The sequence below is a fragment of the Stenotrophomonas sp. YIM B13575 genome, assembly GCF_042787595.1.
GTDB lineage: Bacteria > Pseudomonadota > Gammaproteobacteria > Xanthomonadales > Xanthomonadaceae > Stenotrophomonas > Stenotrophomonas lactitubi_B.
In genome coordinates, this window is the sequence record NZ_JBHZOP010000039.1 from 21908 (window position 1) to 41593 (window position 19686).

Consider the following 19686-nt stretch of genomic DNA (forward strand, 5'->3'; position numbering starts at 1 on the left):
ACCCGGGAAGAGCCGTGATTGTGTCGGAAAGCCGACACCGGGGAAAGCCGTCACGCGACGATGGCGGCGTGATCGACGGCGTTTCCCCGGTGAGGTTCAGCAATGTGGCGACGCCGTTCAGCCAGCGCCACCGGTCGGCCGCGCTTACTTGACCTTGGCGTAGGTGCCCTTCAGGGCCACGCCGGCGACGAAGGTGCCGGCCCAGCACTCGTAGTTGGTCGCGCTCTTGAACTCGTTCTTCTTGTAGTAGCTGACGATATCGACCACGGCGTTGGCGCCGCGCGACTTGGCACCGTCCTGCAGGGCCAGCAGCGCCGACAGGGCCACCCAGTTGCAGGCCTCGACGTCGCTCTTGTTGGCAGCGTTGGTCTTCTTGTTGGTCACGTCTTCGCCCAGGCGCTGCTGCACGCTGACCGGCTGGCCGGCCAGGTAGAAGCGCACGCTGCCGTCGATGCCGGCATCTTTGGCGGCCTGCGAACTGATCAGCTCGCGCAGGGACTGTTCGACGCGGGTATCGCGCGCCGAAGCGGTGGAAGTCAGGGCCAGCAGCGCGGTGGCAGTGGCGATCATCAGGGTGCGGCGCATCGGAACGTCTCCTTGTTGAGGTGCGGGTACGGCGGGATCACGCGCTCCAGCGGCGGAACACCAGCGAGGTGTTGATGCCGCCGAAGGCGAAGTTGTTGCTCATCACGTACTCGGCCTGCAGCTCGCGGCCTTGCCCGGTGATGAAGTCGAGCTGGCCGCAACGCGGGTCCACCTCGACCAGGTTCAGGGTCGGCGCGAACCAGCCGGCGCGCATCATCTCGATGCTCATCCAGGCTTCGAACGCACCGCAACCGCCCAGCATGTGGCCGACGTAACTCTTCAACGAGCTGATCGGCACGCGGCTGCCGAACACCTGGGCGGTGGCCTGGGTCTCGGCGATGTCGCCGTGGTCGGTGGCGGTGCCGTGGGCGTTCACGTAGTCGATCTGCTCCGGTTGCAGGCCGGCGTCTTCCAATGCCAGGCGCATGGCCTGGGCCATGGTGTCGGCGCTGGGCTGGGTGACGTGCTGGCCGTCGCTGTTGGTGCCGTAGCCCACGATCTCGGCCAGGATGGTCGCGCCGCGTGCCTGCGCGTGCTCCAGATCCTCCAGGATCAGCGTGCAGGCGCCCTCGCCCAGCACCAGGCCGTCGCGGCCGGCATCGAACGGGCGCGGAGTGGTGTGCGGCGCGTCGTTGCGCGTGCTGGTGGCGAACAGGGTGTCGAACACTGCCGCGGCGGTGGCGTCGAGCTGCTCGGCGCCACCGGCCACCATCACCGTCTGCTTGCCGCTGCGGATCGCTTCGTAGCCGGCGCCCACGCCCTGGCTGCCCGACGTACAGGCGCTGGAGGTGGTGTAGACACGCCCGGACAAGCCAAAGAACACACCGATGTTGACCGGCGCGGTGTGGCTCATCATCTTCAGGTAGGTGGTGGCGCTGATGCCGTCGGTGGTGAACTCATGCAGCATGCGGCCGAATTCGCCGGTGGCCTCGTGGCTGCCCGACGATGAGCCGTAGGCCACGCCGGTGCGGCCGCTGCGCAGCACCGGGTGCTCGAACAGGCCCGCCTCACGCAGGGCGACCTCGGTGGCGCGCACCGACATGATCGCGACCTTGCCCATCGAGCGGGTGGTCTTGCGGTTGTAGTTCGGCGGCAGCTCATAGTCCTGCGCCGGTGCGGCCAGCTTGGTATTCAGGCCCGCATACACATCCCATTCCGGCATCGAACGCACCGCGTTGCGGCAGCTGCGCAGATGGGCCTGGATGGTCGGCCAGTCGTGGCCGAGCGGACTGATGGCGGCGGCACCGGTGACCACCACGCGACGATCGGCGGCCATCAGATCATCCCCCCGTTGACCGAGATCACCTGGCGGGTGATGTAGCCGGCCGGCTCGGACAGCAGGAACGCGACCGTGGCCGCCACTTCCTCGGGACGGCCGACGCGGCCGGCCGGAATCAGCTTCAATGCGTGTTCGACCACTTCTTCGTTGAGCATGTCGGTCTCGATCAGGCCCGGGGCCACGCAGTTGACGGTGATCTGGCGGCTGGCCAGCTCCAGCGCCAATGCCTTGCTGGCACCGATGATGCCGGCCTTGGCTGCACTGTAATTGACCTGGCCACGGTTGCCGGCCACGCCGGACACCGAGGACAGAGTGACGATGCGGCCCGGCTTGCGCCGCCGCACCATCGGCATGATCAGCGGATGCAGCACGTTGTAGAAGCCGTCCAGGTTGGTGTGGATCACCTGGTCCCAGTCGTCCTCGGACAGCGCCGGGAAGGCGCCGTCACGAGCGATGCCGGCATTGCACACCACGCCGTAATAGGCGCCATGTGCCTCCACGTCCGCTTCCAGCGCGGCGCGCGCGGCGGCACGGTCGGCCACGTCGAAGGCCAGCACGCGGGCCTGCTGGCCCAGTGCCTGGATCTCGTCGGCCACTGCCTGTGCTTCTTCCACACGGCTGCGGCAATGCACCACCACGTCGAAGCCATCGCGCGCGATACGCAGCGCAATGGCCCGGCCGATGCCCCGGCTCGCGCCGGTCACCAGCACGCTTCGATTTCCTGTCATGCCTGTCCACTCTCCAGATAGGCCATCGAGTCGGCCGGTTCGAACACCGACACGTTGGCAACCGCCCATTCTTCCTCGCCTGCCAGGATGCGGCAGGCGAACATCCCTAATCCATTGTCGCCCAACAGTTCGCAACGCGCCTGTACCTGCAGGCTGGTGCCGCTGGGGAAACTGCTGCGCGTGCTGGCATAGCGCCGGCTGCCGAGCAGGAAGCCCAGCTGCGGCGGGTTGCCGGCCGTGCGCGCACGGCAGCCGGCCCACGCCGCGATGGCCTGGGCCATGTATTCGATGCCGACCCATGCCGGGACGGCACCGTCTTCGATGAACAGGCCGGCCTCGGGCACCACCAGTTCCGCCTCGATGCTGTCCTGGTCCCAGCGCAGGATGCGGTCCAGCAGGCACATGTCCTGGCGGTGCGGCACCACCTCTTCGATGGCATACAGCGGCAGGTTCATCGGCGCTCCAGTGCCAGCACGGCATTGCTGCCGCCGAAGGCGAACGAATTGCTCAGCACACGCCGCGGCAGCTGCTGCAGGAAGGTCGCCGGGGCGACCAGCGGCAACGCCGGCAGCGCCGGATCGGCCACGCCGTCCCACCAGTGCGGCGGCAGCTGCTGCTGCGGATTCTCGGCCAGCAGGATCCAGCACAGCGCCGCTTCGATCGCACCGGACGCACCCAGCGTGTGGCCGGTCAGTGGCTTGGTCGAACTGGCGGGCACATCGGTGCCCAGCACCTGCGCCACCGCCAGGCTTTCCATCGCGTCGTTGTGGCCGGTCGCAGTGCCATGCAGATTCACGTAATCCACTTCCGAAGGCGCCCAGCCGGCACGCTGCAACGCCTGCTGCAGGGCATCGATGGCGCCCAGACCCTGCGGGTCCGGTGCGGACATATGGTGCGCGTCGGCCGACTCACCCCAACCGGCCAGGCTGACCGCACCCGGTTCGCGGGTCAGCAGGAACAGCGCGGCGCCCTCGCCGATGTTGATCCCGCAGCGATGCTGCGAGAACGGATTGCAGCGCACGGCGGAGACCGATTCGAGCGCGCTGAATCCAGCCACGGTGAACCGGCACAGGGAATCGGCACCACCGGCGATGACCGCATCGACGACGCCCGAACGCAGCATGCGCGCGGCCGACATCAACGCCTTGGCGCTGGACGAACAGGCCGTGGACAGCGTCCAGGCCGGGCCCAGCGCACCGCTGCGGGTTCGCACGAACTGCGCGGCGGTGCCCATTTCCTGCTGCGCGTAGTCGAAGCCTTCGGGCCAATGGCCGTGCTCGGCGCGGGTACGCAGTGCCTGTTCGGATTCACCGATGCCCGAGGTACTGGTGCCCAGCACCACGGCCACGCGCTCGGCACCGTAACGGCTGATGGCATCGGCAACGGCCGGCGCGATCTGCGCCAGGGCCACGTCCAGCAGCGCGTTGTTGCGGCCACGCAGGGACACCGGCAGTGCTTCCAGCGTCGGCAGCGGGCTGTGCACTTCGCCCAGCGCCAGGGTGCGACCTGGCAGCAGGGTGGCGTTGTCGCTCAGCCCGCTTGGCGCATCAGCGAACAGCGCAGCGGCGACCGCGGCGCGACCCTCGCCCAGTGCGCAGACCACGCCGAGGTCGTTGAGGAAAATGGGCGCGCTCTTCATGGCTGGCCGGCCATGTCGATCGATTCGATGCGCAGCGTGTAGCCCTCGGCGCGGTTGTCCAGCTGCACGCTGCCATCGTCCAGGCGCTGCAGCTGCAGCCACACCTGGCCATCTCGCGAGAGGCTGCGCTGGCGGCCGTCATCGCTCACCTGCCAGCCGGCCGGCAGCGCGGCGGCAATGGCATCGGTCGGCCACAGTGCGAACTGCAGGTCGTCCAGCACGCGCTCGGCACGCACCTGTGGCGGCAGCCAGGGCGCACGCTGCTGGGTCAGCTGCTGGCCGTCCCACTGCAGGCGCACGCCGGTCTGGCCCATCGCCTGCACGGCCAGCTGCACCTGCTGCGCGTCGGCTTCCAGCAGCGCGTCCAGGTCACGCTCGTGGCTGCCGAAGCGGAAGTGCAGCTGCTGCTGCAGGGCCAACGGCGCCGGCAGGCTGGATGGTGCCAACCGCAGCGGCGGCAGTTCGACCAGCGGCCGCGGCATGCGGCTGGCACAGGCGGCCAGCAGCAGGCACAGCAGGACCGCAGAAAGGCGGGCAATCAGGCGCTGCACAATTCCTCCAGCACACGCATGCGGCGGCCACTGTCATCGGCCACATACGGATTGTTGGTGTCCCAGGCGTAGCCGGCCAGGATGGAGCTGATCATGTCGCGCACCTGCGGCTGCTGGTTGGGGTGGTAGATGATCTTCTGGAAACCGCCCTGGTACCAGCTTTCGACGAAGCGGCGGAAGGTTTTCACGCCGGCACGCAGCGGAATCGAGAAGTCGCGTTCCCAGTCGACCGTTTCACCCGCGTAGCGGCGCTTCAGGCATTCGCTGGCCAGCTGCGCGGATTTGAACGCGATGGTGACGCCGGAGGAGAACACCGGATCGAGGAACTCGCCGGCGTTGCCCAGCAGCGCATAACCCGGGCCCCACAGCGAACTGACATTCGCCGAATAGCCGGTGATGCGGCGCACCGGCAGCACCGCCCACTCCGCGTTGGCCAGCAGCGAGGTCAGGTTCGGGTCCTCGCCGACGATGGCCTGCAGCTTCTGCAGGTCGTCGCCTTCGTAGCGTTCGAAGAATGACGGCTCGGCCACCACGCCCAGCGAGCAGCAACCGTTGGAGAACGGGATCGTCCAGTACCAGACGTCGATATGCTCGGGATGGGTGGTGATCAGGATCTTGTTGCGGTCGAAATCCGCTTCGGCCGGGATGTTGTCACGCACGTGGCAGAAGATGGCGCCACGCACCGGGAAGTTGGACGGCGATTCCAGGTCGAGCAGGCGCGGCAGCAGGCGTGCGAAGCCGGAGGCGTCGAGGATGAAATCGGCTTCGATGCGGTACTCGCTGCCATCCGGGCGGCGCACGTTCACCACCGGCTGTTCGCCCGGCTCGACCGCCAGCACTTCGTCGCCGAAGCGCAGGGTCGCGCCCATGCGCTCGGCGCCGCGCGCAAGCACGTTGTCGAAGTCGGCGCGCTGCACCTGGTAGGTGGTGCCCCAACCCGGCGAGAACTTCTTCCTGAAGTCGAACGCGGTGCGCGCGTCCCCGTGCACGAAGGCCGCGCCGTTCTTGTACTGGAAGCCCGCCTCGACCACGTCCTGCAGCAGGCCCGCCGCTTCGATGTATTCCATGCTCTGCGGCAGCAGGCTCTCGCCGATGGAGAAGCGCGGGAACTGCTGGCGTTCCAGCATCAGCACCTTGCGCCCCTGCTGGCGCAGCATCGCTGCGGCCACCGAACCGGCCGGGCCGGCGCCGATGATCAGGATTTCGGTACGTTCCACGTCTTCGTGGCTGGAAGAATCAGCGGCATCCACAGCAGTAGTCATCGGTGCGTCCTTGTTGCTCGATCAGGTGGAAAAGCGGAGGAATCGGAATGAAGCGTGTCCGTTCAGGCCGGCGGCACGTCATGCGGTGGCGGCCGGAACAGCGGCGAGATCAGCCAGACCAGGCCGATGCCGAACAGCAGGGTGAGCCCGAACGCGCGCAGCGCCGGCGTCTGCGAAAGACCCAGCAGGCCGAACGACAGCCACGTGCTGGCCGCGCCCACGCACACCGCCAGCCAGGCACTGGCGTCGCCGCGGTGCTCGATCAGGAAGATGCCGTAGTCGATGCCCATGCCCAGCAGCAGCATCAGTGCCAGCACATTGAACAGCTGCAGCGGCTGGCCGAACAGACCGAGCAGGCCCAGGGTGAGCGCACCGGCGACCAGGGTGGGGGCGAACACGCGCCAGGCATGGCGCCGATAGCGCAGCCACAGGGCGCCGAACACCAGCACGATGCCAACCAGCAGCAGGCCACCCATCAGCTTGCGGTAATGGCCCAGCAGCTGCGAGAAATCAGCGGTGCGGTCGACCCAGCGCACGCCGTCCAGGCCTTCGGCAGCGCCACGCAGGGTGGCCAGCGCATCGGCACGCGACAGGTCATCGACCATCACCACGCTGATCATCTGCCCGCCTACGTTGCCGACCCACAGGTGGCGGAACGGCTGCGAAGCCGGCGAGGCGAGGAAGGCCTCGGCGCTCAGCGGCGCCGCTGCGAATGCAGGGCGCTGCAAGGGCTCACCCACCGCTTCGCCGACCGCGGCCAGCACACCCGGTTCCACCCGGGCGGTCAGCGCCGCATCGGCCTGCTGTCGCGCGGGCGATGGCAACCAGTCGCTGATCGCGCGGTAGCCGCCGATGCGCTTGTCGTGGGTAAGTTCACGCAGGCGTTCGGTCAGTGCTTCTTCACGCTGCAACAGCTGTGCGGCGTCACTGCCCTGCACCAGGTAGAACTGCGCCGGGCTGGGCATGCCCAGCAGCTGGCTGAGGCGGATCTGCTGGGCCATCAGCGCCGGCGGCGACGATTGCAGGCTGCGCAGGTCGTCGTTGCTGTGCAGGCGGGCGATGCCGATGGCCGACACCAGCGCGGCCACGCCAAGGAAGATCGCCACCGGGCGACGCCCGTGCAGGCGCGGGAAGCGCTCCAGCGTATTGCCCAGCCACTGCGCGAAGCGGGTGGTTCGGATCTCGCCGCCGTCCAGCCAAGGGAACCAGAAGATCACCGTGAGGAAGGCGGCGGCCAGACCGACCACGGAGAACAACGCCATCTGCCGCAGGCCGGGGAACGGCGCCAGGCCCAGTGCCAGGTAGGCCAGCGCGCTGGTCAGCAGGGCCAACCACAGGCCCGGCAGCAGATGCCTCAGCAGCTTCCAGCGGCGGTCGGCCGGCTCGGCCTGGCGCGAAGCAAACCAGTGGATGCCGTAGTCCTCGGCCACGCCGACCAGCGAGGCACCAAACACCAGGGTCAGCACATGCACCTTGCCGAACACCAGCACGGTCACCGCCAGCGCCACGCCACAACCGATCAGCAGCGAGGCGGCAACCAGCAGGATCGGCCGCAGCGAGCGGAATGCCAACCACACCAGCAGCAGCACCGCCGCCAGCGAACCCCAGCCGATGGTGTTGATCTCCTGGTTGGCCTGCACCGCGGCGGCTTCGGCATGCAACGGCACGCCGGCATGCAGGATCTCCAGACCTGGCGCAGCGGCCTTGGCCGCTTCTCCGGCGCGTTCGAGCAGGCCATCGAGATGGCGCTCGCCATCCAGCCTGAAGGCCGAGCCCGGCGTATCGAACTGCAATGCCGCCCAATGCTTGCCCTCGGCCTCAAGCAGACCGTCATCGCCCAGGCGCAGCCCGGAGCCCTGGGCCTGCTGCTGCCACCACTGCGGCCACAGCGACAGCGGATCCTGCCGCCACTCGGTCAGGCGCGGCGCGCCCATCGGGCCGTACAGCGCGCCCAGCGCCTGTTCGGCCAGCGCAGCGGGTTCGGCCTGTTGCAGCTGCTCGCGCTGGGCCGGGGTCAGCAGGCGGTCGCGGTACGGTGCGTAGAACGCTCGCGCGTCATCGAACCAGCCTTCGATCGAACCACTGGGCACCAGCAGCGCGCTGTCGGCATCACTGGCCATTGCCGCAGCGAACGCCGCCTGCGCGCGCTTGGCAGCGGCACCGTCAGTGCTGCCGAGCAGCACCACCACCTGCCGCGAGCTGCCATCGGCGATGCGCCGGGTGACGTCGCTGAGCAGGCGGTCGTGCGCGTCCTGCGGCAACAGGGCGAGGATGTCGGTGTCGATCCGCGACTCCTGGCTCCACAGGCGCCACTGCTGCGCGCCCAGCACCAGCAACAGCAGCAGCCAGGCGATGCCCAGCCAGTGCCACCAGCGGCGCAGGCGATCCGGTGCGGCGCTGTCACTCAAAGCGGCGCGCCTCGTCGGCGTTCAACGTTGCCGGAGCCTCGCTCAGCGCAGTGAACTGGATGCGGGTGCGATCCTGGTTGGCTTCGATGATCTCGACCTGGCGCACGTAACGGTCGCCCTGCAGTGTCAGCGACTGGAAGGCCTTGGCCAGCATCGCCGACTTCGGCGTCAGTTTCAGACGCCAGCCCTGCCCTTCACGCGTGGCCTGGACGTTGAACTGGCTGGACAGTGCCTGCACGTCACCGCTCATCAACGCGAACATGATCGCGTTGACCGAGCGCATCGCCGGCTGCTGGCGCGCGTCCAGCTCGACGCGGGTGCTGCCATCGCGCTGGCGGCTGAGGATGCGGTCGGCGGTGACCACCACCTCGGACGGGAACGGCTTGAGCGTGGACCAGATCACGCCATGCTTGCGCGCGACCACGAACTGGCCCTGCGAGCGCAGCGGGTTCTTGAAGCCGCTGACCTGCTTTTCCTGGGTGAACTGCCCACGCAGCACGTCCGGCCGGGCGACGGCCTGGGTGATGGCATCGACGGCGGGATCGGCGGCCTGCAGCAGCGGCGCGGCAACCAGCAGCAGCGCGCACAGCAGCACGCGCGGAAGACGAAGGATTCGGATCACGGGGCAGGCACTCCAAGACGCTGCCACAGCACCGGCGGGCACTGGTACAGCATTTCCTTGCTGGCCGCGTCGACCGCGACCTGGATGGTCATCGCGCGGGTCAGCACCTGGCCGCTTTCCGCATCGAGGATCTCGTATTCGATCTTCAGCCGGTTCTCCCACTCGACGATGCGCGAGCGCACGCGCAGCGCCTGCCCGAACAGCAAAGGCCGCACGTACTTCACCCGCGCATCGACCACCGGCCACAGGTAGCCCGATTCGAGCATCTGCGGATAGTCGTAGTCGTAGCGCTTCAGCAACGCGCAGCGCGCGATCTCGAAGTACTTGAAGTAGTTGCCATGCCAGACCACGTTCATCGGATCGCAGTCATGGAACGCAGGGGCCAGCTCAATTTCGCCGACCAGTTCGTTGCCTTCATTCACCGACATACAGCTCCCAGCGTTGCGCGCGGATCTCCACCAGCAGTTCCCGCAGTTCGCGATCCAGCGCGCGGTCTTCTTCGACCAGGGCGATGCGCTGCCCCAGGTCGGCGTACATGTCGGCCAGACTGCCATGCAGCTGCGCGTTCATGCCAACCCGTTCGCGCAGTGCCAGCCCCTGGCGGGCGGCGATCAGCATGGCCGCCACCACCTGTTCAGTCAGTTCGATCACGCGCAGGCAGTCGCGCGCGGCGATGGTGCCCATGCTGACCTTGTCCTGGTTGTGGCATTCGGTGGAGCGCGAGAACACGGAGGCCGGCATGGTCTGCTTCAGTGCCTCGGCTGTCCATGCGGAAACGCTGATCTGCAGCGCCTTCAGGCCATGGTTGATCGCCGCACGCGGGCCGGTCGCCGCCGACAGGTTGGCCGGCAGGCCATGGTTGTAGCGGGCATCGACCACCAGCGCCAGCTGCCGGTCAAGCAGGTCGGCGATGTTGGCCACGGTGTTCTTCAGCGTATCCATCGCCAGCGCGATGTGGCCGCCGTAGAAGTGGCCACCGTGCAGGATGCGCTCGCCGTCGGCATCGATCAGCGGGTTGTCATTGGCGCTGTTCAGCTCGGTTTCGATCAGCTGGCGCAGGAACGGCAGGGTGTCTTCCAGCACGCCGATCACGTGCGGCGCGCAGCGCAGCGAGTAGCGGTCCTGCAGGCGCTGCTCGTTGCGCGGCGGGCGCTCGCTGTGCAGGTCGCTGCGCAGGCGCGCGGCAATGCGCGACTGCCCCGGGTGCGGCTTGGCGGCGAACAGGGTTTCATCGAAGTGGTGCGCGTTGCCGTCGCTGGACAGCACGTTGAACGCGGTCAGGCGCGTGGCCATGCGTGCCAGGTAGTCGGCGCGCTGCCAGGCCAGGCAGGCCAGGCCGGTCATAACCGCGGTGCCGTTCATGATCGCCAGGCCTTCCTTCGGCCGCAGCTTCAGCGGGGTCATGCCGATCTTCGCCAGCACCTCGGCCGCCGGCTGCACGCGGCCGTCGTGCAGCACCTCGCGTTCGCCGCACAGCACGGCTGCCACGTACGACAGCGGGGTCAGGTCGCCACTGGCGCCCACCGAGCCTTCGGCGGGAATCAACGGCAGCACATCGTGCTGCAGCAGCGTGGCCAGGCCTTCCAGCAACGGCACGCTGACGCCGGACATGCCGCGCACCAGCGAGGCCAGGCGCGCTGCCAGCACGGCACGGGTCTCGGCCGGGTCCAGGTAACGGCCCAGGCCGCAGCCATGGTAGGTGTACAGGTGGTGCGGCAGTTCGGCGACCAGTGCCGGCGGAATGTTCACCGTGCACGAATCGCCGTAGCCGGTGGTCACGCCATAGATGACGCCATCCTCGCGCAGCAGGCGGTCGAGGAAGTCGGCACCACGCTGGATATGGGCGCGGAACGCCGGCACATCGCTCAGCGCGGCCTCGCACGTGCGCTGGGCCAGGGCGACCACGTCTTCGATGGTCAGCGGTGCATCGCCGAAACGGCACACGGGTACGGCGTCAATCGTCATGAGGAGCCTGATCCCAGAAGGGGAAGAAATTGAACCAGTCCAGCGGGGACTGGATGACCTGGAGTTCCAGCCAGTGCGCGAAGCGCTGCGCCTGTTCGGCCAGTGCGGCATCGCGCGAACCGCGCGGCAGCACCACGCGCTCGGCGAACTGTTCGAAGGCCACCCGATAGCCGTCGCCTTGGTGCAGGCACGACATCGTGTAGACCGGGCAGCCCAGCGCAGCCGCCAGCACGTAGGCGCCGATCGGGAACGGCGCACGGTGGCCGAGGAAATCGGCCATCACACTGCGCCCGCCCTGCACCGGCACGCGGTCGCCGACGATGGCCACGAAACCACCGGAGGCAACCTTTTCGGCGAGCATCACAGCCGTGGCCGGGCCCATTTCGGTGACCTGCACCAGCTCCACCGCAGCCAGCGGGTCCAGCCGCTGCAGCAGGCGGTTGAAGCGCTGCGCGTGCGCGGTATGCACCAGCACGGTAATGCGGAACCCCGGCACCTGCTCGGCCAGTACCTGGCACAGTTCCAGGCAGCCGATGTGCGCGGTCAGGATCAGGCCGCCTTCGCGGCGCGCGATCTTGCCCAGCACCAGGTCGCGCTGCAAGCGGATGCGCTCGGGCGGATAGCGGCCGCCAAGGCCCAGAATCTTGTCCAGCATCGTGTCGGCGAAGCTGAAGAAATGGCGCAGGCTGTCGCGCCGGGTCGGCGCATGGCCAATCGCCCCGGTATGCGCCTGCAACCGCTGCAGATACTGCATCGAGGCCTGGCGGCCGACGCGGTTGCCGAGCCAATGGCAGGCCACCACCGGCCACACGCACAGGCGGAACGGCCAGCGCCCGAACCAGCGATGTACCCAGCACAGGAACAACACGCCGGCCACCGAGGTGGACTCGCCGATATCGGCCCAGTGCGGGGCGCTCTGCGCGCGGCTCATCTCAGCCCTGCCCCCGCAGCCGGCGCCACAGCAGGCGCGGCGCACGCCAGAGCATGCCGAAGAACAGCCGGGTATGCATGCGGCTGATGCGCACGTTGTCGCGCCACACATCGAAATGCGAAACGCCGTCGGCCGGATAGGTCACGCGCGTGGCCAGGTGCTCGACCGGTACCTGCCGCCAGTACAGGCGCACCATCACTTCGGTGTCGAAATCCATGCGCCGGCCGATGGTTTCCTCACCAATCAGGCGCAGCACTGGCGGCAGCGGATACACGCGGAATCCGCACATGGTGTCGCGCAGGTGCAGCGACAGCGTATTGATCCACACCCAGATGTGGGTGGCGTAGCGACCATACAGGCGCGCCTTCGGCACGCTGGCATCGTAGGCCGGAATGCCGCAGATCACCGCGTCCGGGTGCGCGCGGGCGGCATCGATGAAACGCGGCAGGTCGCCGGTGTCGTGCTGGCCGTCGGCATCGATCTGCAACACGTGGGTATACCCACGACGCTGCGCTTCAGCGAAACCGGCCAGCATCGCCCCGCCCTTGCCCTGGTTCACGTCCAGCCGCAGCAGGTCGACGCCCGATCGCTGTGCAAGTTCCCGCAGCACCCGCGCGCAGGAGGACTGCGAGCCATCGTCGACCAGCAGGCAGGGCAGGCCCGCGGCCTGCACGCCGTCGACCACCGCGCCGATGGCGTGTTCGTGGTCGTACACGGGAATGACCACCAGCGGCGCGAACGCGCCGCCAGCGGTGGCTGGTTCAATGCGCATCGGCGAAGACCACCCTGCCGCTGGCGTGCACGCCATGCACGGAGGTGTAGCGGAAGGTCAGCACGCCGCGTTCGGCGTCCCACTGCAGTTGCAGGGTCAGCTCGTCGCCGGGGCGGGCCACGCGCTGGAACTTCACCGCATCCATGCGCTGGAACCCGGCCGGCAGCACGAAGGCCTGCCGACCGAAGCGCACCGCCCAGTCCAGCTGGGCCACGCCGGGCAGGATCGCCGCCTGCGGGAAATGGCCCTGGAACGCGCGCAGCGCAGGGTCCAGCATCATCCGCAGGGTGGCCGCGGCCTCTTCGCGACAGTCCCAGACCGGCACCGGCAGCAGCGGCTGGAACAGCGCGACCAGCGCCGCCTGGGTGACCTTGCCCTGGGCATTGATCGGCAGCGATTCGACCAGGCGCCAGCGGCGCGGCCGGGTGACCGCGTCATGGCCCTGCGCCAGCCGCGTGCCCAATCGCTGTCCCAGCGCGCGCCGTGCGCTGTCGCCGGCACGTGCCAGCGCCGTATCGGCCGGCACCACTACTGCCGCCAGCTGCTCGCGCTGGCCCTGAAGCACAAGTACGCGCGCGTCCTCGACCTCGGGATCTTCGCGCAGGGCGCGCTCCAGTGCGTCCAGCGAAACGCGCCGTTCTTCGATCTTGACGATGCGGTCGGCGCGGCCCAGCAGGCGGAAGCGGCCATCGGCCAGTGCTTCCACGCGATCCTGGGTGCGCCACCAGTCCGACGTCTCCAGGTGCGGCGAGGCAACCGCCAGGCAGTCCTCCTCGATCCGCCACTGCACGCCCGGCAACGGCCGCCACGGCGGTGCATCGGCGTCCCAGCGGCGCCAGGCGATACCGCCGGTTTCGCTGCTGCCGTAAACCTCGGTGGGCGCCACGCCCAACCACTGGCGGACCTGGCGCGCGGCGTCCTCGGGCAGCGGGCCGCCGGAGGAAAACACCGCACGCAGGCGACCGTGCAGGCTGGCCCAGTCGAGCTGCTCGGGCAGGCGCTTGAGATGGGCCGGGGTGGCGACCAGCACCGTATCGGTACCGGCCAGCGCGCCCACCAGATCTTCGTGGAAGAAGCGCCGGGGCTGGATCGCACGGCCGGCGGCCAGCGGCCACAGCACGCGGAACAGCAGGCCATAGATATGCTGGTGGGACACGGTGCCATGCACCTGGGCGCCATCGAGCTGGGCGCCGAACGCGGCCTGCAGGGCATCGACCTCGCGCGCCAGCTGGTCCAGCCGCTTGCTGATGGCGCTGGGCTGGCCGGTGCTGCCGGAGGTGAACACGCACAGTTCGCAGCCGCGCTCGTCCAACGGCTCCAGCGGCGCATCGTCGGCGACGGCGGTCGCCTGCAACGGCTGGTAATCGGCCGACAGGTCACCGGCAAAACCACTCACCTGCGGCTGCAGCGCCTGCAATGTCGCGGGCAGGTTGTCGGCAGCCAGGAAGACCCGCTTGCCGGCATGCCAGGCACCGAACAACGCCGCAGCGAAGGCCACGGTGTCATCGAAGTAAAGCGCCCAGTCGCGGCCTTCGGCAGTGCTGAAAGCGTCACGCCAGGCCAGCACGCGCAGGCGGAAGGCGACGTGGTCGACGGCAATGCCATCGCAGACACCGATGTCGCGGCCGGGCTGCGCCGTGATCAGCAGCCGATCCAGGGCGATCCAGTCAGCCATGCGCGTGCGCTGCCTTGACCCGACGCCGTACCAGCCATTCGCCCCCGAACAACAATCCCATCATCACGTACGCCAACAATCCGTTGTAGAGCATCCAGACCCGGTCCGACGCATACAGCGCGGTGAGCAGGGCAAGACCACCATTGAGAACGAAAAAGCCGCACCACACCTGGGTGACGCGACGGGTATAGATCACCGCGAACGGTGGCAGGTCCGGCTCCTGCAGGCGCGCCAGGCGTTCCACCAGCGGCGGACCGAAGCGCAGGCTGGTGGCGAACACCGTCAACATCACCACGTTCACCAGTGCCGGGTACAGCTTCAGCGGCAGCGCCTGGTTGAGCACGGTGGCCAGCCCGGCCAGCAGGCCCGCGCCGGCGGCAGCGGCCCACCACAAGTGCTGGCGGGTGCTCAGCGCGCGCAGCAGGGCCAGCGCGAACAGCAGCAGCGCCAGCCAGCGCGGCTCGAAGCGGCCCATCGCCACGTAGACCAGTACCGGATAGGCAAGCGAAATCGCTGCCACCACGACCATGCGTGCCCGTGCCATGGTCGCGGCGTCCGTGCTGCTGTCAGGCAGCGGCCTGACCGGGCAGCAGGCCATGCACGACATCAACGATGTCCTGCACGGTGCGCACGGCCTTGAACGCTTCAGGCTGCAGGTTGCGGCCGAGCAGCGGCTTGAGCTGCACGATCAGGTCCACCGCATCGATGCTGTCGATGTCCAGGTCGTCGTACAGGCGCGATTCCGGGCTGATCCGCGCCGGCTCGATCTCGAAGCTGTCGGTCAGGATGCGGACGATGCGCTCGAACAATTCATTCTTGGTCATGGCAGTTCCTGGCGCCTTACGACTGGCGGGCGGCGACGAATTCGCCGAGCGCGCGCACGCTGGAGAAATGGCGACGGGTTTCTTCCGAGTCGGCCGAGAGGCTGACACCGTACTTCTTCTGCAGCGCCAGGCCCAGTTCCAGCGCATCGATCGAGTCCAGGCCGAGGCCTTCCACGAACAGAGGCGCGGTCGGATCGATGTCCTCCGGGGTGATGTCCTCCAGCGAAAGCGAGGAAATGATCAATTCCTTGATCTCGTGCTCAAGTGCTTGCACGGGTCGGATCTCCAGACAGGTCGAAATAACGAGTGAGGTGGTCGGTGACGCGACGGGCCGCCAGGGCATCCCCCCTTGGCGAGTCATCTTCGGCCAGGAACGGCGCGATCGGGATATCTTCGCCGATCTGCAGCTGAACGTGAAAACGACGTGAGGGCACACGATACCACTTCTGGCCCTTGGTCAACGTCGGCGGGGTGCAGGTGATGCGCACCGGGGTGATGTCCAGGCGCCCGCGCACGGCGATGTTGGCGGCGCCACGCTGCAGCCGCAGCGGCTGCCCGGGCACGCTGCGGGTGCCTTCCGGGAAGATGACCAGGGTGCCGCCGGCATGCACGGCCGCCGCGCAGTCATCGACCAGGCCGGCGCCGTCGTCATTGGAGATGTAGCCCGCCGCACGCACCGGCCCGCGCATGAACGGGTTGCAGGCCACCGCCCGCTTGACCACGCAATCGGCGTTGGGCAGCAGGGCGATCAGGCAGACCACGTCGATCAGGGTCGGGTGGTTGGCCAGCACCAGCAGGCCGTCGCGCTGCAGGCGTTCGCGCCCTTCCACCTGCAGGGTCATCACCCCCAGCCGGCACATCAGCCACACGTGGCTGGCGAAGGCGCGCTGGACCAGCCGGCGGGCCCGGCGTCGACGCGCCACCGGGTCGCGCATCAACAGCAGCACCGGCATCACCAGCACGCCCAGCAACAGGCCGCCGACGCCAAACGCGGCGAAGCTGAGGCCGGTGCCGAACACCCGCCAGGCATGATCGAGGCGGCGCAGCGCCTCAGCCACGGCGGCGCCAGGACCAGCGCTGGCCTTGGGTCACGTGCTGCAGCAGCGGATCCCCGGCCAGCAGGAAGCGGTGCAGGTCCAGCGCATGCGGCAACACGCCCGGCGCGCTCGGATCGACGTCGCCGGCGACCTGCCAGGACAGCGAAAGATCGGTGCCACCGGCCGTGCCGACGGGTGCCAGACGCCAGCACCAGGCGAAGAACGGGTCGGGTTCGTCGGCGAATTCGGCGTAAACGTCGGGCAATGGCGACTCATACACTACGATCCGCACTTCACGGGCACCATCACCGAGCAGGCCGACGGCCTCCAGGCACGCCGCTTCCACCGTCGACTGGCCGGCCGACAGCGCCAGGTAGTTGCCACGGTGGCCGCGGGCGATCGAATACAGCGCGGCGATCGCGTTGTGCACCGACAGGCCGAAGCCGGTGGGCGACAGCGGCTGATCGGCCACCAGCGAGCCCAGCAGGTCCATCGAACGGGCGACATCGCCATGGCGGCTGGCGAACACCAGCGGCACCTGGCTGTCAGCGCCCTGCCCGTCCTCGCACCAGCACGCGGCCTGGATCGCCATGCGGCCCAGGCGCTCGATACGGCGGCGCTGCATGGCCGGAATCTCGGCCAGCGCCGGTGTGTCCTCGCCCTGCGGCAGGAACGGCGACCCGGCCCAGCCCGTCCATTGGCTACGCTCGGTCAGGCCAGGCGCCCAGGCGGCCCAGTCGACAACGGAAAATTCGATCATTACCGGTGATGTTTCGATGGGCGAACGAGAGTCTCGAGCCATTACGGCGACACGCGGCTGCCCCCATTCCTGCAGCCATGCATCCGTCCAGGACGTCGCCGGCTGCCCCCCTGGCTGCCGGAAAGGAGCGCACGCTAGCACGTCCGACACAGGGATGACATGTTTCACAAACCACAACGGGGAGCGGTCAGCGACCGCCCCCCGCGTGGACTGCACCAGCGAACGGAGTCAGTGGTAGCCGGCGTCGGCGCGCACCTTGCCGCGGAACACCCGGTAGGACCAGGCCGTGTAGCCCAGGATCACCGGCAGCAGCAGCACCAGCCCGACCAGGGTGAAGCCCAGCGAAGAGGCCGGCGCGGCGGCCTGCCACAGCGTCATCGACGGCGGCAGCAGGTACGGCCACATGCCCAGCACCAGGCCGGCGAAGCCGAGCACGAACAACGCCAGGCTGAGCAGGAACGGCGGCAGGTCGCGACGCGGATGGGTGGCACTGCGCCACAGCGCGATGGCCACCGCCAAGGTCAGCAACGGCACCGGCGACAGCCACCAGAAGTTGCCGTCGCTGAACCAGCGCTCCATCAGCCGCGACTGCAGGAACGGCAGCCAGCTGCTGACCAGGCCCATCGCCGCGATCACCGCCACCACCAGCGGGCGGGTCATCTGCCGGGCCAGCGCCTGCACGCGGCCTTCGGTCTTCAGGATCAGCCAGGTACTGCCCAGCAATGCGTAGCCGGCCACCAGCGCGGCACCGGTCAGCATCGCGAACGGGCTGAACCAGCCGAACGCACCGCCCTGGTACACACCATCGACCAGCGGCAGGCCCTGCACCAGCGTGCCGAGGATCACGCCCTGGGCAAACGTGGCCAGCAACGAACCGAGGCCGAACGCCACACTCCACAGCCGCCGCGAACGGTGCGCCTTGAAGCGGAACTCGAAGGCCACGCCACGGAACACCAGCGCCACCACCAGCAGCAGCACCGGCAGGTACAGCGCCGACAGCAGCACCGCGTAGGCCTTCGGGAACGCCGCCATCAGGCCGGCGCCGCCGAGCACCAGCCAGGTCTCGTTGCCGTCCCAGATCGGCGCGGCGGTGTTCATCATCAGGTCCAGCTGTTCCTCGTCTTCGGCGAACGGCGCGAGGATGCCGATGCCGAGCACGAAGCCATCCAGCACCACGTACATCAGCACGCCGAAGCCGATCACCGCGAACCATGCCACCGGCAGCCAGGTCATCAGGTCCATGTCAGCGCTCCTCCAGCGGTTCGTCGGCGGCCGACAGCGGCCGCGCCGGGGTGTGGCTGCCATGGTCCAGCGACGGGCCTGCGTCGTACGGCTGTGGGCCATGGCGCAGGATCTTCACCAAGTACCAGATGCCCCAGCCGAACACGAAGGCGTAGCCGACCACGTACACCGTCAGCGACAGCGCGGTCATCCATGCGCTCTGCGGGCCCACCGCATCGGCGGTGCGCAGCACGCCGTAGACGACCCACGGCTGCCGTCCCATCTCGGTGACGAACCAGCCCGATATCAATGCGATGAAGCCACTGGGCAGCATCCAGTTCCAGCCGCGCAGCAGCCACGGCGAATCCAGCAGCTTCTTCCGCCACAGCTGGAAGGCCGAGACCCAGGCCAGCACCAGCATCAGCGTGCCCAGCCCGACCATGATGCGGAAGGCAAAGAACACCGGCGTCACCGGCGGCCGCTCGCTGGCCGGCACCGAGGTCAGCGGATCGAAGGTGCCGTCCAGGCTGTGGGTGAGGATCACGCTGCCCAGCTTCGGGATGGCCACTTCGAAGTCGTTGCGCTCTTCCTTCTCGTTGGGCAGTGCGAATACCACCAGCGGCACGCCCTCGCCCTCCTTGGTCTCATGCCAGTGCGCTTCCATCGCCGCGATCTTCATCGGCTGGTGCTTGAGCGTGTTCAGGCCATGCATGTCGCCAACGAAGATCTGCACCGGCACGGTCAGCGCGGCGAACGCGACGGCGGCGATCAACATGCGTCGGCCCGCGTCCACGTGCTGGCCACGACGCAGGTACCAGGCACCCACGCCACCGATCACGAAACAGGTGGTGATGAACGAACCCAGCGCCATGTGCGCCAACCGGTACGGGAAGGACGGGTTGAACACCACCTGCCACCAGTCCACGGGATGGACGATGCCGTTGACCATCTCGTAGCCGGCCGGCGTATGCAGCCAGCTGTTGGACGAGAGAATCCAGAAGGTGGAGAACAGCGTGCCCAGCGCCACCATGCAGGTGGACAGGAAATGCAGGCGCGGCGACACCCGGCCCCAGCCGAACATCATCACGCCGAGGAAGCTGGCTTCCAGGAAGAACGCGGTCAGCACTTCGTAGGTCAGCAGCGGGCCGATGACCGTGCCGGCTACTTCGCTCAGCCGCGGCCAATTGGTGCCGAACTGGAAGGCCATCACGATGCCGCTGACCACGCCCATGCCGAACGACACCGCGAAGATCTTCTGCCAGAAGAAATACAGTTCGCGCCATACGGGCAGCTTCGTGCGCAGCCAGCGCCATTCGATGAAGGCCAGCCAGCTGGCCGTGCCGATGGTGAAGGCCGGGAACAGTACGTGGAAACTGATGACGAATCCGAACTGGATCCGCGACAACAACAACGCGTCCAAGGGACGC

21 protein-coding genes are annotated in these 19686 nt (G+C 68.2%); all 21 read right to left on the reverse strand.

Translation table 11 applies throughout. The annotated features are described in order from the left end of the window. Positions 1-144 precede the first annotated feature (144 nt). A complete protein-coding gene (locus ACFX4F_RS07605) occupies positions 145-585 on the reverse strand; it encodes an excinuclease ATPase subunit (protein ID WP_380653771.1) in 441 nt (146 codons plus the stop codon). A gap of 37 nt (positions 586-622) precedes the next feature. After that, complete coding sequence (locus tag ACFX4F_RS07610; protein WP_380653774.1) at positions 623-1861, reverse strand: beta-ketoacyl-ACP synthase; 1239 nt, start codon at positions 1859-1861, stop codon at positions 623-625. Continuing rightward, positions 1861-2592, reverse strand: a complete 732-nt coding sequence (locus tag ACFX4F_RS07615) for a 3-ketoacyl-ACP reductase FabG2 (protein ID WP_099819873.1) — start codon at positions 2590-2592, stop codon at positions 1861-1863. Before ACFX4F_RS07615 ends, ACFX4F_RS07610 begins: the two co-directional genes overlap by 1 nt. Further along, a complete protein-coding gene (locus ACFX4F_RS07620; RefSeq protein ID WP_380653778.1) occupies positions 2589-3047 on the reverse strand; it encodes a hypothetical protein in 459 nt (152 codons plus the stop codon). Before ACFX4F_RS07620 ends, ACFX4F_RS07615 begins: the two co-directional genes overlap by 4 nt. Next, positions 3044-4231, reverse strand: coding sequence for a beta-ketoacyl-[acyl-carrier-protein] synthase family protein (locus tag ACFX4F_RS07625; RefSeq protein WP_380653781.1), 1188 nt, complete (start codon positions 4229-4231; stop codon positions 3044-3046). The genes ACFX4F_RS07620 and ACFX4F_RS07625 overlap by 4 nt, the downstream gene beginning before the upstream one ends. Further along, a complete protein-coding gene (locus ACFX4F_RS07630; protein WP_380653784.1) occupies positions 4228-4782 on the reverse strand; it encodes a DUF3261 domain-containing protein in 555 nt (184 codons plus the stop codon). The genes ACFX4F_RS07625 and ACFX4F_RS07630 overlap by 4 nt, the downstream gene beginning before the upstream one ends. Next, positions 4770-6044, reverse strand: a complete 1275-nt coding sequence (locus ACFX4F_RS07635) for an NAD(P)/FAD-dependent oxidoreductase (RefSeq protein WP_380653787.1) — start codon at positions 6042-6044, stop codon at positions 4770-4772. Before ACFX4F_RS07635 ends, ACFX4F_RS07630 begins: the two co-directional genes overlap by 13 nt. Before the next feature lie 62 nt (positions 6045-6106). Further along, a complete protein-coding gene (locus ACFX4F_RS07640; protein ID WP_099819878.1) occupies positions 6107-8452 on the reverse strand; it encodes an MMPL family transporter in 2346 nt (781 codons plus the stop codon). Next, entirely contained in the window at positions 8445-9074 is a 630-nt protein-coding gene (locus ACFX4F_RS07645; protein WP_099819879.1) for an outer membrane lipoprotein carrier protein LolA, read from the reverse strand. Before ACFX4F_RS07645 ends, ACFX4F_RS07640 begins: the two co-directional genes overlap by 8 nt. After that, entirely contained in the window at positions 9071-9502 is a 432-nt protein-coding gene (locus ACFX4F_RS07650) for a thioesterase family protein (RefSeq protein WP_033832524.1), read from the reverse strand. Before ACFX4F_RS07650 ends, ACFX4F_RS07645 begins: the two co-directional genes overlap by 4 nt. After that, on the reverse strand, positions 9489-11039 hold the full coding sequence (hutH, locus tag ACFX4F_RS07655) for a histidine ammonia-lyase (protein ID WP_108267710.1): 1551 nt from the start codon (positions 11037-11039) through the stop codon (positions 9489-9491). The genes ACFX4F_RS07650 and hutH overlap by 14 nt, the downstream gene beginning before the upstream one ends. After that, positions 11029-11970 (reverse strand): acyltransferase, encoded by a 942-nt coding sequence (locus ACFX4F_RS07660; RefSeq protein ID WP_380653793.1) that lies wholly within the window; start codon positions 11968-11970, stop codon positions 11029-11031. The genes hutH and ACFX4F_RS07660 overlap by 11 nt, the downstream gene beginning before the upstream one ends. Before the next feature lies 1 nt (position 11971). After that, positions 11972-12742 (reverse strand): glycosyltransferase family 2 protein, encoded by a 771-nt coding sequence (locus ACFX4F_RS07665; protein WP_099819882.1) that lies wholly within the window; start codon positions 12740-12742, stop codon positions 11972-11974. Next, positions 12732-14417 (reverse strand): AMP-binding protein, encoded by a 1686-nt coding sequence (locus tag ACFX4F_RS07670; RefSeq protein WP_380653797.1) that lies wholly within the window; start codon positions 14415-14417, stop codon positions 12732-12734. Before ACFX4F_RS07670 ends, ACFX4F_RS07665 begins: the two co-directional genes overlap by 11 nt. Then, a complete protein-coding gene (locus tag ACFX4F_RS07675; RefSeq protein ID WP_380653800.1) occupies positions 14410-14961 on the reverse strand; it encodes a hypothetical protein in 552 nt (183 codons plus the stop codon). The genes ACFX4F_RS07670 and ACFX4F_RS07675 overlap by 8 nt, the downstream gene beginning before the upstream one ends. Positions 14962-14983: 22 nt before the next feature. After that, entirely contained in the window at positions 14984-15241 is a 258-nt protein-coding gene (locus ACFX4F_RS07680; RefSeq protein ID WP_025878014.1) for an acyl carrier protein, read from the reverse strand. Positions 15242-15257: 16 nt separating this feature from the next. Beyond that, the gene (locus ACFX4F_RS07685; RefSeq protein ID WP_005411610.1) at positions 15258-15515 is read right to left on the reverse strand and encodes a phosphopantetheine-binding protein; all 258 of its coding nucleotides are present in this window, start codon (positions 15513-15515) and stop codon (positions 15258-15260) included. Beyond that, positions 15502-16299 (reverse strand): 1-acyl-sn-glycerol-3-phosphate acyltransferase, encoded by a 798-nt coding sequence (locus ACFX4F_RS07690; protein ID WP_089237756.1) that lies wholly within the window; start codon positions 16297-16299, stop codon positions 15502-15504. The genes ACFX4F_RS07685 and ACFX4F_RS07690 overlap by 14 nt, the downstream gene beginning before the upstream one ends. Then, positions 16292-17038 (reverse strand): beta-ketoacyl synthase chain length factor, encoded by a 747-nt coding sequence (locus ACFX4F_RS07695; protein ID WP_380653804.1) that lies wholly within the window; start codon positions 17036-17038, stop codon positions 16292-16294. Before ACFX4F_RS07695 ends, ACFX4F_RS07690 begins: the two co-directional genes overlap by 8 nt. 228 nt (positions 17039-17266) lie before the next feature. Then, on the reverse strand, positions 17267-18280 hold the full coding sequence (gene cydB / locus ACFX4F_RS07700; protein ID WP_380653807.1) for a cytochrome d ubiquinol oxidase subunit II: 1014 nt from the start codon (positions 18278-18280) through the stop codon (positions 17267-17269). 1 nt (position 18281) lies between these two features. Continuing rightward, positions 18282-19679: a cytochrome ubiquinol oxidase subunit I gene (locus ACFX4F_RS07705; protein WP_380653810.1), complete on the reverse strand. Its 1398-nt coding sequence runs from the start codon at positions 19677-19679 to the stop codon at positions 18282-18284. Positions 19680-19686: the final 7 nt, after the last annotated feature.

Excerpts from the sequence above, each read along its gene's own strand:
- ACFX4F_RS07605 (WP_380653771.1), bottom strand. The coding sequence starts at position 585 with ATGCGCCGCACCCTGATGATCGCCACTGCCACCGCGCTGCTGGCCCTG.
- ACFX4F_RS07610 (WP_380653774.1), bottom strand. The coding sequence starts at position 1,861 with ATGGCCGCCGATCGTCGCGTGGTGGTCACCGGTGCCGCCGCCATCAGT.
- ACFX4F_RS07615 (WP_099819873.1), bottom strand. The coding sequence starts at position 2,592 with ATGACAGGAAATCGAAGCGTGCTGGTGACCGGCGCGAGCCGGGGCATC.
- ACFX4F_RS07620 (WP_380653778.1), bottom strand. The coding sequence starts at position 3,047 with ATGAACCTGCCGCTGTATGCCATCGAAGAGGTGGTGCCGCACCGCCAG.
- ACFX4F_RS07625 (WP_380653781.1), bottom strand. The coding sequence starts at position 4,231 with ATGAAGAGCGCGCCCATTTTCCTCAACGACCTCGGCGTGGTCTGCGCA.
- ACFX4F_RS07635 (WP_380653787.1), bottom strand. The coding sequence starts at position 6,044 with ATGACTACTGCTGTGGATGCCGCTGATTCTTCCAGCCACGAAGACGTG.
- ACFX4F_RS07650 (WP_033832524.1), bottom strand. The coding sequence starts at position 9,502 with ATGTCGGTGAATGAAGGCAACGAACTGGTCGGCGAAATTGAGCTGGCC.
- hutH (WP_108267710.1), bottom strand. The coding sequence starts at position 11,039 with ATGACGATTGACGCCGTACCCGTGTGCCGTTTCGGCGATGCACCGCTG.
- ACFX4F_RS07660 (WP_380653793.1), bottom strand. The coding sequence starts at position 11,970 with ATGAGCCGCGCGCAGAGCGCCCCGCACTGGGCCGATATCGGCGAGTCC.
- ACFX4F_RS07665 (WP_099819882.1), bottom strand. The coding sequence starts at position 12,742 with ATGCGCATTGAACCAGCCACCGCTGGCGGCGCGTTCGCGCCGCTGGTG.
- ACFX4F_RS07670 (WP_380653797.1), bottom strand. The coding sequence starts at position 14,417 with ATGGCTGACTGGATCGCCCTGGATCGGCTGCTGATCACGGCGCAGCCC.
- ACFX4F_RS07675 (WP_380653800.1), bottom strand. The coding sequence starts at position 14,961 with ATGGCACGGGCACGCATGGTCGTGGTGGCAGCGATTTCGCTTGCCTAT.
- ACFX4F_RS07680 (WP_025878014.1), bottom strand. The coding sequence starts at position 15,241 with ATGACCAAGAATGAATTGTTCGAGCGCATCGTCCGCATCCTGACCGAC.
- ACFX4F_RS07695 (WP_380653804.1), bottom strand. The coding sequence starts at position 17,038 with ATGATCGAATTTTCCGTTGTCGACTGGGCCGCCTGGGCGCCTGGCCTG.
- cydB (WP_380653807.1), bottom strand. The coding sequence starts at position 18,280 with ATGGACCTGATGACCTGGCTGCCGGTGGCATGGTTCGCGGTGATCGGC.